The organism is Paenibacillus tengchongensis, from assembly GCF_008973665.1.
GTDB classification, from domain to species: domain Bacteria; phylum Bacillota; class Bacilli; order Paenibacillales; family Paenibacillaceae; genus Paenibacillus_AQ; species Paenibacillus_AQ tengchongensis.
Window position 1 is genome coordinate 201,580 of record NZ_WACP01000010.1, and the last position, 18,380, is coordinate 219,959.

The window sequence follows — 18,380 nt, forward strand, 5'->3', positions numbered from 1 at the left end:
CTTCCTGCACTGCTGCCAGGAAGCTCAGCTCCCCACCCGGAGCCGGTCAAGCGACTGGACCAGCCGCATCTCCTCCAGCGGCTTCAGCACATAATCCGACACGGCATGGTCAAAAGCCCATAATGCATGCTGTTTACTCTCCGTAACGACGACAATCTGGATCTGCGGCAGCTTCCGTCTGGCCTGCTCGGCCAGCAGAATTCCCTGCAGGTCCGGCAGCTGCAAATCCAGGAACAATACATCCGGCTGCAGTCGGAGCAAGGTCTCAACCGTGCCGGAAGGATGTGTGGACATGCCGATGACTTGAACTCTCCCCGACTGCTGCAGCATGGAAGAAAGCTTGTACAGATCCTTCTGGTTTACATCAAGTAAAAATGCTCTGATCATTTCCTCCCACCTCCCGCCGAAGAATCAAACCGGGCAGCCCTTCCTGTCCTTAGAAAAAAGCTGTCCCCGCGTCAGGCCGACGCATGGGGACAGCTGAAAGTTGAATACCGCCGCTTTACTTCAGCGCCGCCGGCAGCAAGCTGCGCAAATCCTCCATATTCACGACGAGATGAATATTGTCCATCGTCCGCAGCGAGCCGGAAATAATTCCGGCAAGCTGCCCGTGCGCGTCAATCAGCGGACCGCCCGACATGCCGCTGGCCACCTGGGATGAAGTCAGAATCCGGCTGCGCCCGTTGATCTGCGCATCGGGTGTATTGACGATCCCTGAAGTGATAATGCCGGTATTCTTGAGCGGATAGCCCAGCGCGAATACGGCTTCGCCGTGCTCCAGCGCCTCTTTGCGGATGTTGAGATAAGCATAGGCGCCGCCCTTCACTTTGGCCGCCGCCGGTGCCGGCAGTTCAAGAACCGCGACATCCTTAAGCTCATCGTATTTTGTTACCTTGATGGGACTGACCACCGTACCGTCCGCCAGCACACCTTCCAGCCGCTCCGCACCTTTGACTACATGATAAGCCGTTGCCGCCGTCCCCCCGGAGGACAGGATGATTCCCGTCCCCGTGGAACTGGCGGTGCCGTCGCTTTTCAAGACCCGCAGGTAGAACATGGCATTCTCGGCCAGCCGGTAGGTCTGTTCGGCATTGTTGACGACAGGGGTATCGGCGCCGGCAGGACGCGTAACCAGCAGACCGGCGGAAGCCATTGCAAGCAGCAGGCACAGCGCCATAAGTTTATTTCTCATCCGCTAAATCTCCTTCTTCTCTCTTGTAAGACTCTATTCCTATTGCACCGCCGACATAATGTCCTTGAACGCCCAGTGTGAAGCCGGAACGTCAGTGAAGCGGACGGCTGCCGCAGGCAGCTTCTTGGTACCTGCAATGCGGTTGATCAGCACGACTGCCTGGGCCCGGGTAATCGGGGCGTTCGGCTTGAAGGTTCCATCCGGGAAGCCCTGGATATAACCTGCAGCGGTCAGTGCATTCACATAAGCTTCGGACCAGTGGCCCTTAAGATCATTTTGCTTCGTGACGCCCAGCGTTTGAGTGTCCAGGTGAAGCATGACTGCGACGATTTTGGAGAACTCGGCCCGGGTCAAGCCCTTCTCCCCGCCGAAGCCTCCGTCCGGATAACCTTCTACAATGCCCGCAGATGCGAAGAATGCAGTGAGCGCCTCTTGCTCGGCCGGCACATCATTGAACAGGTTTCCGAGGTTCACTTCCTCCATATCGAGCAGCGGAGCAAGCGCATGAATCGTTTCAAAACGGGTAATGGTCACATTCGGCTTAAAGAGGCTGTTCGGATAAGCGGTCATATACTTGATCTCTGCGGAGTTCTCCTTGAGATTGTATTTGGCGTTCTCCACCTCGTACTGAATGGTGATTACAGTGTCGTCTTCGCTTGTAATCATTTTGATCGTCATGCTGCGCGTAATCAGAAGCTCGCCGGTGTACGCCGGGCTCTTATCGGTCGGCGTGCTGCCGTCGGTCGTATAGTAAATGATTTGACCTTCCGGTGCGGTCAGCTTCAGCTTGCTGCCCCGCGCAACCTTCAGCGGTGCTTCGCTGTCGCCGATCTGCGTTACAGTTCCTGCAACGGCAGTAATAGCCGGTTCAGACTGAGGAGGAGCGACAAAGCCGCCACCGCCGCCGGTGCTGCCCTGAGGTGTCCAGTAGCCGGTGACAACATTGCTGTACTCTTTTCCTTCGACGATGGTAATCGCCTTGACGGTTGTTTGGCCCACCAGCTCCAGCGGAGCGGTATACATCGGCGACATTTCTGTCGGCACCGATCCGTCCAGGGTATAGTAGATCGTTCCGCCCGGTTCCGTCGTTGTCAGTGTTACCGGGTTCTTGAGGATCATCGTACCAAGCAGCTGCTCAATCTCCGGCGCTTTAGCCGTTTCCGGATATTTGAAGGCTGGTTCGTTGACGGTGATTACTCTGCTTGCTTCGCCGTATTTAACGGTTAGCTTAGCTCCTGCCCCATTGTGGATCTTGCCTGTTCCGTTGCCGACAGCAGCCTCATTGGCAGAAGCGCTCCAGCTTAATCCTGGGCTAACGCTCAAACCAAAGCTGTTGTCAACCCGGTTGATCAGGTCATTGGCATTCAGGATAACTGCAGCGGTGCTAAGCAGACCCGGTTCCGTGTCTTTAAAAGCAACCAGTCCCGGATAGAAGGAAGCCGCCGCTGTCCACTGGCCGTTATTCAATGCCTGTGGAACACTGCCTGCCGTCAGTTCTGCGGCAGACATTCCTGCGGCTTCGCCGGCGTTGCCGGAAACCGCTTTGCCGCTTGCATTAAAGTAAGCCGTCTTGTTCTTCAGCATCTGTGCATTGTAGATGCTGTCCTTGATCTCAGCCTGGTCTGCCTTCGTTCCGGCGATGCCGCCGAAGAAAGCTTGTCCGGGAGCGATTACTCCGTTGATTCCGGCCTTCACCTCTCCGGTATTCAGCGCAGCAGTAATCGTTCCTTCCTTGGCGTGACCGGCGATGCCGCCGGCCTGAGCCAGCCCGGTGCCTTCCGCCGTAACGCGTCCGGCATTATAGCTGTCTGCAATCGAACCGGTATTCACACCGGCGATACCGCCCGCATTCGCTGCAGCTGCAGCGGCTGTAACCTCCGCATAAGACAATGCCTCGGCAATCTCGGAGCGGTTGTCGCCCGCAATACCACCGGCAGCGATGGCTCCCTTGATGGTACCCGCAGAGCTGACCGTGCTGAGCTTGCCGGTGTTGATGCCGGCAATACCACCGGCGGTTTGTCCTTCGGCAATGCCGCTGAACCCGCTGTGCTCAATCGTATTGCTGTTCTCACCGGCAATCCCGCCAGCCGTAGCGCCGTTGACGTTGCCGTTATATTCGGCATGCTCAATCGCGCCGCTGTTCTCTCCGGCAATCCCGCCGGCCATTCCTGCAGCGGAAGTAACGCTGCCGGTGGCTTCAGAACCGGAGACGGTTTGGCTGTTGATGCCGGCAATGCCGCCTGCAGCCTGCGTTCCGTTGACTGTACCGTTCGTATACGCGGAACCGGAGATGGTATCCCCGTTCGTTCCCGCAATGCCGCCGGCCGTCAGTCCGTTCACAGTACCGCCGAATCCGGACTGGTCAATCAGGCCGTTATTCTCTCCGGCGATACCTCCGGCTGCACCTTCGGTCGAAGTGACAGTGCCGGTGGCTTGAGAACCGGCAACCGACTTCGCGTTGCTGCCGGCGATGCCGCCTGCAGCCAGCTTGCCGTTCACTGTGCCGCCGGTATACCGGGAAGCCGTAACCGTATCTGTGTTGATTCCGGCAATACCGCCGGCCCATTGACCGTCAATGCTGCCGCCGAATACGGATTGGTCAACCGTTCCGTTGTTCTCTCCGGCGATGCCGCCCGCAGCCTGAACAGCGGAAATGCTGCCCGCAGCCTTAGAGAGTGCGATGCTGCCGTTGTTGACACCGGCGATGCCGCCGGCTTTGCCCAGGTTCAGGCTGGCGGCGAAATCAAGCTCCGCCGCTTCGATTCCGGTAAGCGTTCCGTCGTTGACGGCTGCCGCGCCGCCCAGAACAGCGGCATTCCCGGCTTCTACCGATACACTCAGCTTCACGCCCGAAATCATGGCTCCGCTGTGGTTAATGCCCGCAACTACAGCAGCATTTGTGCCGCCGGCTATTACGGCATCTGCGAAGTTCAGATTGGCAATCTCGCCGTGGTTCTCGGCGACAAAGCCGACATTCTGCGCTTGCTGCGGGTTAAGACGGAGCCCGCGGATGGTATGTCCGTTGCCGTCCAATTTGCCGGTAAGGTCCGTAAACGGTACCCAGGACTGTCCGGCGAGATCAATATCGCCGCCCAGCACCATGGAGGTAATCTCCGGTTTCGCTGCAGCCGTTCTGTCGTACAGGTTAAAGTACGCCAGGCCTGTCTCATTATAGAAGAAGGCTGCACCGCGCAGCTGCTGCGCTGTATTTACCGTAATGATGCCGTCAAAGGCGCTGTCCAGGAACGTTGTGTCATATTCCAGATTCCACAGCCCCGAGTCGGCCGGATTCTTGGCTGCGGCAACCTGTTCAGCTTCAACGGTTCCGTTCACATTGTGCTCTACAGCCTCAATGCTTCCGGTAAATTCGGAATCCAGAATCTTACCGTCGCGGAAGTTGTAGCCCACCAGTGCGCCCGTGTAACGGTCTGCTCCAGGTGCGTTGTTGGCGATGCCCGCCACATTGGTGTAAATTCCCTGCAGTACTCCGTCGTTGTATCCGGCGAAGCCGCCGGCATACGAGCGGGTTGCCGATTTGATTCCGGTCGCCGAAACCACCGGCGACAGTCCGTAGGACCCGGAAATTTCGGTGTTGCGGTCGATCGAGCCGGCAAAGCCGCCGGTACGCAGATCCAGCGCTGTATTGGCTACATTGCCGGAGCTATAAGCGTCGCTGATGTTGAAGTTGTCGACCGAACCGGCAAAGCCGCCGGCATAGGAACCCATTTTGCCGCTGACGGTTACGCTGCCCGTTGCATAGGACACGGAAATCGAGCCTTTCCGGGTATCATTTTCCCCAAGCAGACCGGCGAACCCGCCCGCATAAATCGTATTGTCCTGGTTGGTGTCCGTAACCTTAACCGGAATGTCCGAACGGGTATAAGTAATCGTTGCATAATCGCCCATTCCGACTACACCGCCGGCATGCGTCACCGGAAGCAGATCCTCCAGTGTCAGCGCACTGCCGACTGTAATGCTCTGGCCGCCGGAAGCTGTGCTCTTGCTGTGATGAATCTGGCCGCCTTGAGCCCAGCCGACAAGTCCGCCGACATTGTACACGGCTGCCGCACCCGCACTAAGATTGCTCTCCGCCGAAGAATCGACGATAATGCCGCTGCTGTAACCGGCGATACCGCCGGCATTGACGGTGCTGCCGCCGCTTGCATGTACATCGGCAGCCGAATCAGAGCGGTAGATGGATGCGGCTGTGTTCTTGCCGACCAATCCGCCGGCGTAGACATCCATCCGGTTGTCCGTTCCGGCAGCCTCAATGCTGCCTCCGTTAACATGGGCAAGATAGATTCCGTTGTAGAGCGGATAAGTCTTGCCGAAATCAAATCCCTGGTTCATATGATCCGAGGACAGGCTGCCGGCGATTCCGCCTACTACTACGTCTCCCGTACCCGCCACTGCCTGCAATTCCGGAAGGGCGTTGACGTCATAGAGAATGCTGTTTGCCGCTGCACCGGCGATCCCGCCGGCAACTGCGGTTTCACCCGGCGCGGCAATCGCACCTTCGTAGGAAACAGCGTTCAGCGCTGCAAGAGAAGCCTTGCCGACAAGTCCGCCGACCACAGCGTTCAGGCTGTCTCCGGTGGATGTGAGGTTCAGGCCCGCTGCGCTTACCTGGTCGATATCGAAGCTGCTTGGTCCAGAATCCGCTGCCAGAAGCATAATGCCGCCAAGCGTACCTTCCTTGATACCGGCTGCGCCGCCAACGGTGCCGTTGCCAGTAAGCTGCACACCCGTTCCCGGTGCGGTAATTTCAATACCGCTGAGCACCGTTCCGGCTTCTGCCCGGCCTACGATGCCGCCCAGCGTGGAATCCAAGCCGCGCGCCTCAACGGTGCCGTCGGTGAAGGTCAGGCTCAGCACACTTGCCTTGCCGGAAGTGAACCGGCCGATGATGCCGCCGACCGTATTCTCGGCACCGGTAGCCGCAATCCGGTAACCTGCGCCAAGCGTAACTTCGAGTCCCGTGACATCGCCTGACTGCACGCCTACAGCCCCGCCGACAACGGCGTCTTCCGCCGCTGACCCGATGCTGCCGTCAATGGCTTCAATGCTGTACGTGGAAGAAACAACCGCGCCGGTGTTATCGCCGACGATTCCTCCTGCAATCCCTGCATTCACGACGGTTTCGATCCCGCCGCCGTTCAGGGTAAGCTTAAGTCCGGTCATACTGCCGGTGTTCTTGCCGATGAAGCCGCCCACGGTGCCGCCGCTGATCTTGGCTCCGTTCAGAAGCTTCAGATGGGCATCATTGACCTGGCCGAGACTGAGTCCGGCCAATGCTCCCGTAAAGGCGCTGCCGCTGACATTTACCGGCTCCAGGTTGATGTTCTGTACCGTTGCCTGTTCACCGATAACCCCGAACAAGCCGGAGTAGGAATAGGCAGGCTGCACGGTTAAGCCGTCAATCAGCTGGTTGGCGCCGTCGAAGATACCCTGGAACGGATGCTCTTCACTGCTGCCGATTGGAGCCCATTGCTTCGACTGGATATGAATCGGATTCTGCACAACAATCGTTCTGCCGGCAAAGTCGAATCTGTCCACACCGGCAATCGTTCCGTTGACGATAGAGGCCAGACCGGCCAGCTCAGCTTCCGTAGTAATCTGGAAGGTGATCGCATCCTGGTCTTTCATGTACCAGTTAATATTGGCATTGACCTGATTTCCGCTATCTCCGCCGGTGTTGGCCGCACGGTTGACTTCCGGATAACGGTACGTCGCATTCAGCGAGCCGTATTTCCAGGCGCCTGTGAAGTCCCAGCCTGAGAGGGCAGGAAATTCATTGCGGTCCTTCAGCGTCTCCGAGAGAATCGTGCTGAGACGGACCTGCACATTCAGCCAGCGGTAATTGCCTTCTGCAAAATCAGGCAAATCCTTGTTGATGTTCAAAGAGCTGTCTTTAATATAGTAGGACTTGTACAGCAGATCTTTGCTGGAACTGTCATAACGTCCGGCGAATCCGCCGGCATAGCTGCCGGAAGCTGCATTGACTTCGGCCGCCGAATAGACATTCGATACTTTACCGGCGGTAATGCGGCCGATGAAGCCGCCCGCGTAGGAACCTGTTTTAGCGGCGGAGACGCTTTTGGCAACATAAGAGTTCTTGATATTGCCTGAAGCATGCTCGCCTACCAGGCCGCCGACAATGGTGTAAACGCCATCGGCTTTGACGTTGGACGCAGAGTACGAAAGCTCAATATTCCCTCCGCTGTTTCTGCCGATGAGTCCGCCCAGATACACCGGCTGTCCGGCCGTACCTGTGGCTTTGCCCGTTACATCGATGTCCACATAAGAGCCTTTGACGGCACCGTTGTTCTCACCCACAAGTCCGCCGGCAAGTGTTCCCGCGCCTTCAATCGTCAGGTTAGCATTTGAATACGTGTAGTACAGCGTTCCTGATGTTGTATTGCGTCCGGCCAGACCGCCCATAACCACATTGGCGCCCTTGGAAATGACCGGGATTTTGTCCGTGATGCTGTTGTTGGCAATCAGGCTGCGGTTCTCGCCGACCATGCCGCCGACCGTGGACGAGGCCGAAGCCGCAGATACGGTACCCAGAGTCCGGGTATTCTGCATGGTGCTGACCGCCGTTGCCGGATTCGGCACGGGATCGGCCGCTTGTGCATCATTGATGCCCGCAATGCCTCCGATGAAGGAAGATACAGCGCCGGCATTCGCTTTAAGGCTGAGGCCGGTAATGTAAGTGCCTGTGATGACTGCCGAAGAAGTGCCGCGGTTATAGCCGGCAATGCCGCCCGACGTTGCCCGCGGACCGTTCAGCACCAGATTGATTCCGGTTCCGACCACACGCTCCAGTCTGGATTCTTCGTTATAGCCGACCAGACCGCCCGCAAATACATCTTCACCTGCCGGGGAAACCATCAGATACAGGTTCTCCAGGTTGACGGTGGTGGCGTCGCCGGTAACTTCAGCGTTCTTGAGCGCTCCGGCCAAACCGCCGGCCTGCACACCGGCTGCCTGAATGTCGATGATTGCCTGCAGCGGTGTTACGGCATTCACTTCCGGCGCCGTGATATTCGTGTTCACAGCATAACCGGCTACCGCTCCTGCCTTGGAATCCGCACCGGTAACGGTAATCAGCGTTTCATCGCTGACTACATTCAGCTCAGGGCTGGTAATTACGGCGCGCGTATCCGTCCCCTCCGAAGTCCCGGCGATTCCGCCGGCTGCAGTGCCAGTGCCGCCTGCGGCAATGGTCAGCCGGGTTACGGCTGCATCCTCAAGCGTTCCGGTATTGACTCCGGCATAGCCGCCGAGCTTGTTGTCCGCACCGTCCGCAGCAATGGCGATGTTCTCCGCCAAGCTGTGCGGTACAGCGGCACTGTTCTCGCCGAATACGCCGCCTGCCCGGACACTCGCTCCAGCCGCCTGGATGTTAAGTTCGTCCGTATGCGCGTGAATCTGCACAGTAGCGTTGTTACCAACGGCACCGCCGAAGCTTGTATCATCGGCATTGAGACCCACTTCGATATGCTGTACTTCCACAGGCGCTTCTGCCGTGCCTACCGACGCATCCGCCGTCAGCTTACCCGCAGTGCCTCCAATGGTATAGCCGCTTCTTCCGGCTTCCGTCACGAAGGCTGCCCGTGTAGTCAAGCCGTCCGTCAATGTCAGCGGCTTCTCGTTCAAGCCGATCAGACCGCCGTAAGTTACGTTATTGATTCCATCTGCTTTAAATACAACTGTTGCATAGCCTTCCGAGTCCGCGTTCCCGGAGGTCACTCCGGACACCGAACCTTGTGCGCTGCCGGCAATACCGCCGATTACGCCGTTCTCGCTTGTCGCTTGCAGCGTCAAATCCTGTACCTTCGCATTGCTCAAGGTACCTTCCAGGTAACCTGCGATCCCGCCGATGGTTCCATCCGAAACGATCGAGGCCGGAGCCGCTTCCGTGTTGCCGGCGCTTGCCGCAGCAATCGTGCCGCCGAGCTCATACCCGGCAATGCCCCCGGTGTACACACCGGCTGCGCCGGCAACGTTCAGGCTGCCCTTGAAGAAGGACTGATTCAGCGAGCCGCCGGCGTCATACCCGGCAATCCCGCCCGTATACACTTCACTGCCGCCGTTTACGGTAATTCCAGCCTGCTGCTCGTAAGCTGCTGCAGCATCCGGAAGCACCAGACCGGCCGCAGCATAGCCGACGAAGCCGCCGGTATAAATGTTCTGCGTCCCGGATGCCGTTACCGGCACCGTATTGGCGTAAGAGGATACCCATGTGAACCGGCTTTGGGTGTAACCTGCGATTCCGCCGGTGTATACATTGGTTCCGCCGTTATTGATAACCGGCGCCGTATTGGTAAACGTAATCGCTACATCCGGCACGGTGCTCAGACCAACTGCACCTGCCAAAGCCCCTGCCGCCGAGCGTCCTGCCGCCGGCGCTTCAATGGTAACTGCACCGGAGTTGCTGGTGGCATTAGAGAACACGACCGATGCATCAATTTCCCCGATGATTCCTCCCGCAGTGGCTGTTGCTGCGTTATTCACCGTGACCGGGCCGCTGTTGGAGATCGGCGTATCCTCATCATTCATAGACAAGGTGCCGGCATTACGGCCGACAATGCCACCTGCTGTAACCTGATCTCCGTTCGATGCCTGGATACTGCCCGTATTGCCCACTTTCTTAATAATCATGCCGCGGGAATCCGTATATCCGGCGATGCCGCCGGCATCGGCAGAGCCGGAGGTCGTAACTGCACCATTATTGAAAGAGTTCGAAATCATGCCTTCGCCCATGCCTACAATTCCGCCTGTGTAGGCGTGATACGGAGCGGAGTCGGAGGAAACGCTGATATTGTTGGTAATATCGAACACAATGCTGCTGCCGCTCATTTTGCCTACTGCTGCACCGGCATAGGCATCATAGGTAACGCTTGTGACGGAAATGGAACCCGAATTAAAGGTCAGACCGCCTACAGTTCCGCCTTCCATATTCCCTACCAGACCCTGATAGGAAAGATTCTGAACCACATTCATGCCTGAAATCTCAAGAATAGCCCCATTCTCTGTAATAAGCGTGCCTCTGAAAGGATGCTCTCCCGTACCAATCGGTACCCATTCTAAGCCCGACAGATCAAGACTTTTAGTTATTTCGAGAATTTTATCTTCGAGCCCGTCGTCTATTCCTTCGTTGACCAGCTCGGCTACCCCGGCTAGATCCTCCGGGCTGTTAATTTTGAAGGTATTGTAGGTAGATTCATACCAACCCGTCTCTGCCAGACTGGCCCATGTCTGCGGTGCTGCCTTGGAGTGAATTCCTCCGGCGACACCCGCAGCGGCAACGACAGCCAGCGCGCTGAGATACCCTATGATAGCTTTACGCTTTAAAGCCATGATGACACCACCCCAGGTAATTTGTAAATCTGTAGAACAGAGTTGCCCGTACCGCCGGTTACACAGCGGTACGGGCACATCTGATATTGGTTAATCGGTAATCAGCTGATCAAGACGGACAGCAATGGCTGCCGCTTGAACCCGGGTCAGCGGAGCTGCCGGATTCACCTTGCCGTTCTCGCCAAGGATGATTCCGTGCTTGATGCTGGCTGCCACGGCTTGACGCGCCCAGGCCGGGATTTGCTTCTGATCGGCGAAGCCGGCGAGAATTCCTTCCGCTGCGGCGTCCGTCAGCGCATATTCGCTGCTGAGCTGCGCCAGCAGGCGGCCGAGCATCGTCATCGCTTCAATGCGTGTCAGCGTCGCTTGCGGTGCATATCGTCCGTCTTCCATTCCCGTGACGATACCCAGTCCGGCAGCAATGGATACGCTGAGGTTATACCAGCTTGCATCCGCCACATCCGTAAATCCGGCCGCTGCCGCGTTCTTGTTCATCAGACCGGCGGTGCGGAGCAGGATTGTCGGATACTCGGCCCGTGTTACTTGGCCGGAAGGATCAAAGATACCGGCGGATTTACCAAGCACGAACAGCTTGGCTGATGCTGCATCGATGGCTTCCTGGCCCCAGCCCGCAGGCACATCCTTGAACGATTTATCGTTGCGGATAAAGTACACTGCGCCTTCTCCGGTCAGCTGCACATTCACCGTTTTGCCGGAAGCATCCAGCTTCCAAGGCACGGTTGTCCAGTGCCCGGCTTCATCCTTGAGGACGATGGCCGTGATCTGATCCGCCGCAATCGGCGAAGGAATAGCGGCCTTCAGCTTCAGCGCCGGTGACCAGCTGCCTTCCGGCAAATTGCCGGAGACGCTCACGCCTTGACCGGCTGCCAGAGCGGTGAAGCCCTGCTGGGCGGCAATGCTGTTCATGGCTGCCTGATCACTGCTGCTGTTCAGGCCGATATTGATCTGGAGCTCACTCTGTACCTGGGACAGGTTCTCCGGTGCAAGCACCAGCGTACCCATTGGTACCTCAAGCGTGAAGTTCTTCTTGGCTGTCTGCAGCTGTTTAATGACTGCTGCATCCACAGCGATGCTGAATCCTTCTGCTGCTGCATCGGCAGACTGGATGACCAGATCGCTGCCTGCTGCATATTCTTTGTCCGTAATATGCAGAACGGCAGTGCGGCCGTTCCAGTTAGCTTCTACGTCCTGCCCATTAACGGTGATGGCTGCAGGCTGTCCAGGCTCTTCGGTCGCTGCAGGCAGTGCACCGCCTCCGCCTCCGCCACCGCCGCCTGTGCCGGCTCCGCTGTCTCCGCCGACCCAAATGTTCGCAGCTACCTGACCGGCACCTGTTGCCAGCTTAGTAGTGGAGGTACGCTTGGCAACAATGATCGTGTTGCCGATATCGGCGTCGACTATACCGTTCAGCGGCAGCAGTTCCCAGGAACTGATGTCCTCTTGGAAGGCCGGAAGCTTGGCGCCGGAAGCATACACTTTATAAGCAAGCTGCTGTCCGGTCATGTCACCGTACTCTGTGACCGTTATCTGGGTATTCTGATAATCCCCTGTGACAGGCGACGCTGTTACCTTCAGGGCTCCCAGCGCTACCGGTTCAGGAACCTCAACCGTAGTTGCGGTCATGCCTTCCAGGGTGATATCGTCCGACAGTTTGTACTCCGCCTGGATCAGTCCGGCCCCGACAGAAAGCGCCGAGATGTTGCCGCCTGAACTCAGGCTTACCGCATCTTCACCTGCAGCCACTGTATAAGTGACCTTGGCGAGCTGCTCTGCAGTCAGCGGCTCTTCCTTGAATTTCGTTTTGCCGTTCGCATCCTTGCCGTCCGCATACTTGAAGTAAGCTTTCACGTTGCCGCTCTCGCCCGGTTCAAGCACGTCCGGCCCTTTCACGATCAGTGCCACCGGAGCCTTAAAGCCGTTATTGGTGATATTTACCACGGCGCTGTTCTCGTTGCCCGCTTCATCGGCAGCCTTCAGCGTCAAGGCGATGGTGGAATCGCCGGAGCTGATCGCAACTGTACCGCTGAACGCGCCGTTATCCTGCACCTGAATCGGCTCCGATGTTGTCTTACCGTTTACGGTGTACTGCGCACTGAGCAGTGTTCCTGCTGTCGTCGTTCCGGCAACCTGGATCAGCTCTTGACCATTCGTCAGCACCGTTCTGTCTCCCGTAACCGGAGAGTCAATGTAGAGTACCGGAGCGATGGTGTCGACGGTCAGATAAAGCATGGTTACCGAGACGTCCTTGGTCTTCATGTTTCTGGCTTTCAGCTCGATGGCAAACGGTCCGTCCGTCTGGAACTGATCCAGCTTCAGGGTTCCTTTGCTGCCGCCGGCCGTTTGGTTCGTAAGTGCCACCTTGCCGATCGACTTCTCGGCATAGAAAGCTTCTACTGTTATATCCTTCTGTTCCGAAGAGATGGTCAGCGTCTGCTCGGTCTGGTTCGTCAACAGGTTAATGTAATTGCCCGTATCCTCTACCTTGCCGGAGGAGCTGATCTTCAGCTTCGGCTTGCTGATCGCCGGAAGCAGTGTCTTCGGACTGCTTGCAGCTTCTGCATAGTGATAATTCTGATTCTTGTCGTCAGCTTCGGTAGGTACCGTTGCTGCCGAAACGCCGATGCTGTATTCACGTTTCACTTCGAGACCGGTATATTTGACCTTCTCGACATCAATGACGGTGCCTTCAAGGCTCTCCGTGTTCACCTCGTCCGAGGTGGACAGAGCTTTCCAGCCGCCGATCAGAAGGTTCTCATATTTCCCTGTGCCTGTATTCCAGTAAGGCTGCAGCTCCTCCTCGGTAAACAGAATTTCGCCGAATGGGGCGTATTCTTCCATTCCGCTCTCGGTCGCTACCTTGGCGTCGATCACATAGCTGTGCTCGTAATCCTCATGACCCGCCTTCTTGGCTCCCGGTTTGAACGAGAGGGCGAACAGCCCGTTGCCGGCCGGCTCTACCTGCACATCGCTCACCTCTTGCGGAGCAAGCGGATCGATAATTTCGAACTTCTGCGGCGAAGTCTTCGTTCCGAAGGTCGCGCTGGACTTCAGCTCTGCACGCAGGTAGTAGTTGCCCTGGCGCAGCAGTCCGCGGATATCCTCCTGGCTGTTCATCAGCGTTACGTTGGTTACATCAATCACCGTGCTGCCGGTAGTCACACCGCCGCTGACATTACCGTTCTTGTCCACCGGTACGTCCTTGGCGATCAGGAGCCCCGGATCGCCCGGCTCCAGCACTTCCTCGCCGTCAATAACCGTGGTCTTGGAAGTTACCGCGTCTTCGGCCAGATACAGGTTGACGGTATCGCCTTCCTGCGCATTCGCCACTTTCCAGGAAGCATTGAACTTGTTGGCATTGGTGCTGTCCTTGGCCAGATTTACTTCATTCAGCTGTGGCAATGTCGGAATGTTGAGCAGTTTCGTTTCCACTGCCGATTCCGCCGTCAGCTTCCAGATGCCGCCTTTGGAAGCTTGAGCTTCAGGAACAATGACGTATGCTCTGCGGATATCGACTTCGTCGTTCAACTTATCCTTATCCGGAGAAACATAGCTTGCCGGTACATATTGGGTAAAAGCATTGGCTGTTGGATCGGTATTCGTATTATCGAATTTGATCGGGTAGTTCTTGCCGGCTGCGTCCTGAAGCGTGAACTTCGGCATGTCCTTGCCGTCGTACTCCACTTCAATGATGGCGTTGCCTGTAGTGCCGCCCATCGGAATCTCATGGATGCGGCCGCCGTTCTTCACAGTAATGGCGGTTGCGCCGACATTCATGGAGCCGTTCTCCACATACTTCACGCCTTCGGCAACTTCGCGGTAGATGATTTCCTGGTTCTCGTCTTCCGTTGCTACACGGGAAGTCGCCAGCGTCTCTACGCCTGAGCCGATAACCATGAGGCGCGGTCCCCGCTCCGGATCATCAACAACCAGATGAATCATACCTTCCGGCAGGTCCTCGGCCGATGTGCCGAATTCAACGCCGCCGTTCCAGTAATACGTGATGCCCAGGGAGATGAGCAGAATGCCGATGCTGCCCCAGACCTTGTCGTTATTGACGCCGAAGAATACGCTCGACAGCGGCATGCCGCCAACGACCGGCACATCGTTCGGTACCTGTACCTTCGAGCCGATGTAGCCTTCGAAATCCGTCCGGTTCTTCTCCAGATTCTGGCCGACAAAAATCCCGGCTTTACCGACGATAATATCCCAGCCGCCGATATCGACTTCCGTCGCTACCCGGACGAACCAAGGGGTGACCCACTGGGCTTCAAGCAGCGCCAGAGTAAGCATCGGCAGACGGTCGTCCTCCTCAGCATCTGCATCGGCGGAGAAGTCGAGCTTGCCTTCAATCTTCAGACCGGTACGCTTCACGGTCAGATCCACATCGCCGAAGAAGTAGGCCGGAGCAATACCGAAGCGCATGCCCACACCTGCTTCAACGGTCAGCGGGAACGGATCTTCGTCCGTGCCGCCGGCGATGGTATCGGCCAGCTCACGCACGGCACCGCGCACAGCGGTCAGATAAGTTGCGCCGGTTACGAGAATCCCCGGTGAAGGGAGCTCGGCGCCGAAGCCGATGACATCCGGGAGGATGCGGCCGTCAGCCACTTTTTTCAGCGAGAATTCAATTTCCACACCCAGCATGTTCTTCAGCTGCGCAGCGAACTGCAGGCCGTATTCATTGCCCTCGCCGGAGCCTTGCACCACATGGTTAATCGTAATCTCGCCGCTTGGCGCATCAGGACCCTCGTCGTCGGATTTATCCTCCTCCGGTCCGAACAGACCCATGTCTTCGTTCAGATCGAAGCCCAGCGATGCTTCCACGCCATAGAAGCCTTTATTGTTAAAGATAACGTTCTGGATTTCTGCAGTGACCACCTTCAGCGACAGCGAGCCGCCAAAGGAAATTCCGCCTTCTCTAAGGATGAAATCATTGAAAGAGAAGCCGAAGCCGTCAATCGCGAAGCTTGGTGCACCAAACAGCGACTGCTTGTTAAAGTACACATCTTCGATCATGACCTGGCGCAGCGGGTTAATCCGGTCGCCTACACCGCCGATCGCCCACTTCAGACTGCCGTTCAGGCTGTCGTCTTCCGGATTGCCGTCATTCCCTTTCTCTTCTTCTCCCTCTTCTTCTTCCTCATCCTCCGGCGTTTCTGCCTTGGGAATGTTATAGTTCTCGTCTCCGAGCGACTTGGCGAAGCCGTTGAAGAAATCGAGTGTCCATTCGCCTTTATGGAAGACGAAGCCGCTGCTGGCCACGCTGAGCGTACCGTCGCCCTTCACGAACAGGGTGTCGAGGAACGGCATATCATCCGGCACGTTGGCGTTGAAGATCTCCAGCTTGCCGCGGACAAATGCCAAATCCTTGCCGGTATAAGCCACGGCATCGTTGATGATGGCCGGCTCCGTCTTCGTATCGACGATAACCTGCTCATCCGCGCCGCTGCCGACCTGCTTGATCATCCCGCGGACGGTGACCAGAATCTCGCGCTCGTAGTCGGCTTCCTCATCTTCGACTTCCTCCTGGAAGGCTTCGAAGTCTTCTTCAGAATCAAACAGCTTGTAATTATACAGCGGTGTTTCCTCGAGAGCCTCATCATCCATGAACTCGCTGAGCTCGAAATCCGGATCGACCGCTTTGCTGGCCATGCCGAACAGCGCTTTGGTCTTCTTGTACTCGGTGACGGCACTCCACAGGAAGTCCCCGTCTTCAAACGGCTCATCCGGGAACAGCGAATTCAGCTGCTCCAGCAGATCATCGCTGACCGAGGTGCCGTTGGCTACGCCGCTGACATCCACCAGTTCTTTGTAGATGACCATAATTCCGGCTTCACGGATCCGCGATTCATCGTTATCCGTAACGAGGAAGGTCTGCGGTGTCGACAGGTCGTACATCGCGGCCACTTCTTCATCGCCGCCGGCATCGCCCTTATAGTCGATCTCCACCTGGTATTCGCCAAGCGGCAGCTCAGGGCCAAGATCGGCTTCAATGACATTGCCGCCCTCGTCGACCAGGTCGCCGCCGCGGTACGTAATCCGCATCGCGCCGGAGAATCCGTCGTCAGTAGGCTGCATGACTACGGCGTCCTGCACATCCACTTTGTAGCGGCTGTCGTCGGCCACATTCTTGAAATACAAATCGAAGTTCGGCTGTGTCGTTTCATTGCCTGTATTGTAAGCTTCAAGATTGGACAGGTTGACTGTCACATACTTCACATCCGCGCTGTACAGCTCTTCCGGCGCAAGCGAGTACGAATATGTCGGTGTCGCTTCGCCAACCGGAGGCAGCAGGATGAAGTTCGATTTGTTCGATTCATACTGCGCCTTGATGCCTTCATCCTCGATGCCTTGAATCTTGCCCTGCGTCTCCGGACTCCGGGCCGAGAGCATATACTGTCTCGTAGTCGGCCACGGTCTGCCCTTGGCCTGCACCCGGAACGTCGCGGTAATGGCGTCGCCCGGCTTGTACTTCGGCTGGATCCCCAGCGCCGCTTCCTCCGGAGTCGCTGATTTCTTGAACTCCAGCAGCTTGCTGCGCGTGTTCTCCAGCACCGGGTTTCCGCTGGCATCCAGCACATCGTTGCCCTTCTCGTCCTGCTTGACGAAGCTGAGCCCGCTTTCCAGCGTCATTTCCACTTCGATCTTGGAATGCTCCATATTGTACGCCTGGAGATTCTCGATTTCGGCAGTAATATCGAACACGCCGTTATCTACATATTTGTTCGGAACCGTCTCGCCCGGCTCAAGCTCGGTGGCCAGCTGCTGCACCGTATCGAGATAGCGGATCGAGAATACCTTGTCCGGAGCAACAATTTCGCCGAGGCCGTATACGGTCTCGAAGCTCTGGAAGCCGCCTGGAGCGATTTTGTCAGGATTCCAGTAGAAGGCTACGGCGGAGTCCGCCGAACCGAAATCGTTGGTGTCCCGCGTAAAGTCAAGATTTGGGTTCACCTTATAATCCCACTTGGTGTTCGCCAGACCGTTCCAGTGACCGACGATCATCTCGTCGACAATGTTGATGTTCTGCTCGGCAAAGTTGTTGAAGCCGTACGCCACCACATTCGTTGCCTGCGGATTGGTCAGATCGAGCTTGTCGCGCATTACCCAGTAGGCCGGAATTTTAAAATAATTGCGGTCCTCTTCCGGAATGGCAGCATCGGCTTCCGGGTTATGCACGAGCTTGCGCTCCACCTGCAGCGGCGATTTGTAGGCTGTGCCGATCTGGAACTGTGGACCGTCATTGCCGCCGACCATCGTATCCAGCAGAATACGGCTGCCCACCATGACCTGCGCTCCGCTCTTGTTGTTCACTTCATAGCGGATGTTGACGTTGCCGGAGTTAACGGCATCCTTGCTGTCCGTATAGAGCATCAGAATCTGCTTGATCTCTACGCCCTTGATCTTCCAGACCATCTCCAGCTGCTTCGTGCCGTCCGCATTGGTTACCACTTGCGGTGCAGTCGTTTCGGAGTAGTGGCTGTTGTCGAATTTGTACTTGTTGCCGTAAATGTAATCTGTTCCGTCGATCCGGAACGTCGTAAACGACGTTTCCGGGTCGTCGCCCTGGAACAGCAGATTTACGTTGTCGTCATTCTTGCGGATCGGCTGGCCGTCTACGGTACGAATACCGTAGCGGCCAGTCTTGTTATCCACTGTTACCTTGATGAAGTCATTCTGGATGGTCGTCGTATCCGGAGCCGTAACGGCATCCGCCAAGGCATGCACACTCTCGGAGGTGGACAAGAACACCATGACTATTGTGAGCATCAACGCTGTTGCGCGTTTGACTAGCTTCACC

The 18,380-nt window shown here is 56.9% G+C and carries 4 protein-coding genes; all 4 read right to left on the reverse strand.

Going from position 1 to position 18,380, the window contains the following annotated elements; all coding sequences use genetic code 11:
- Positions 1 to 24: 24 nt before the first annotated feature.
- On the reverse strand, positions 25 to 387 hold the full coding sequence (locus F1381_RS17805; protein WP_151736179.1) for a LytR/AlgR family response regulator transcription factor: 363 nt from the start codon (positions 385 to 387) through the stop codon (positions 25 to 27).
- A 115-nt stretch (positions 388 to 502) separates the two neighbouring features.
- Positions 503 to 1,192, reverse strand: coding sequence for a S1 family peptidase (locus F1381_RS17810; protein WP_151736180.1), 690 nt, complete (start codon positions 1,190 to 1,192; stop codon positions 503 to 505).
- Between the two features lie 39 nt (positions 1,193 to 1,231).
- On the reverse strand, positions 1,232 to 10,558 hold the full coding sequence (locus F1381_RS17815; protein WP_151736181.1) for a chitobiase/beta-hexosaminidase C-terminal domain-containing protein: 9,327 nt from the start codon (positions 10,556 to 10,558) through the stop codon (positions 1,232 to 1,234).
- 90 nt (positions 10,559 to 10,648) lie between these two features.
- On the reverse strand, positions 10,649 to 18,379 hold the full coding sequence (locus F1381_RS17820; protein ID WP_151736182.1) for an S-layer homology domain-containing protein: 7,731 nt from the start codon (positions 18,377 to 18,379) through the stop codon (positions 10,649 to 10,651).
- Position 18,380: the final 1 nt, after the last annotated feature.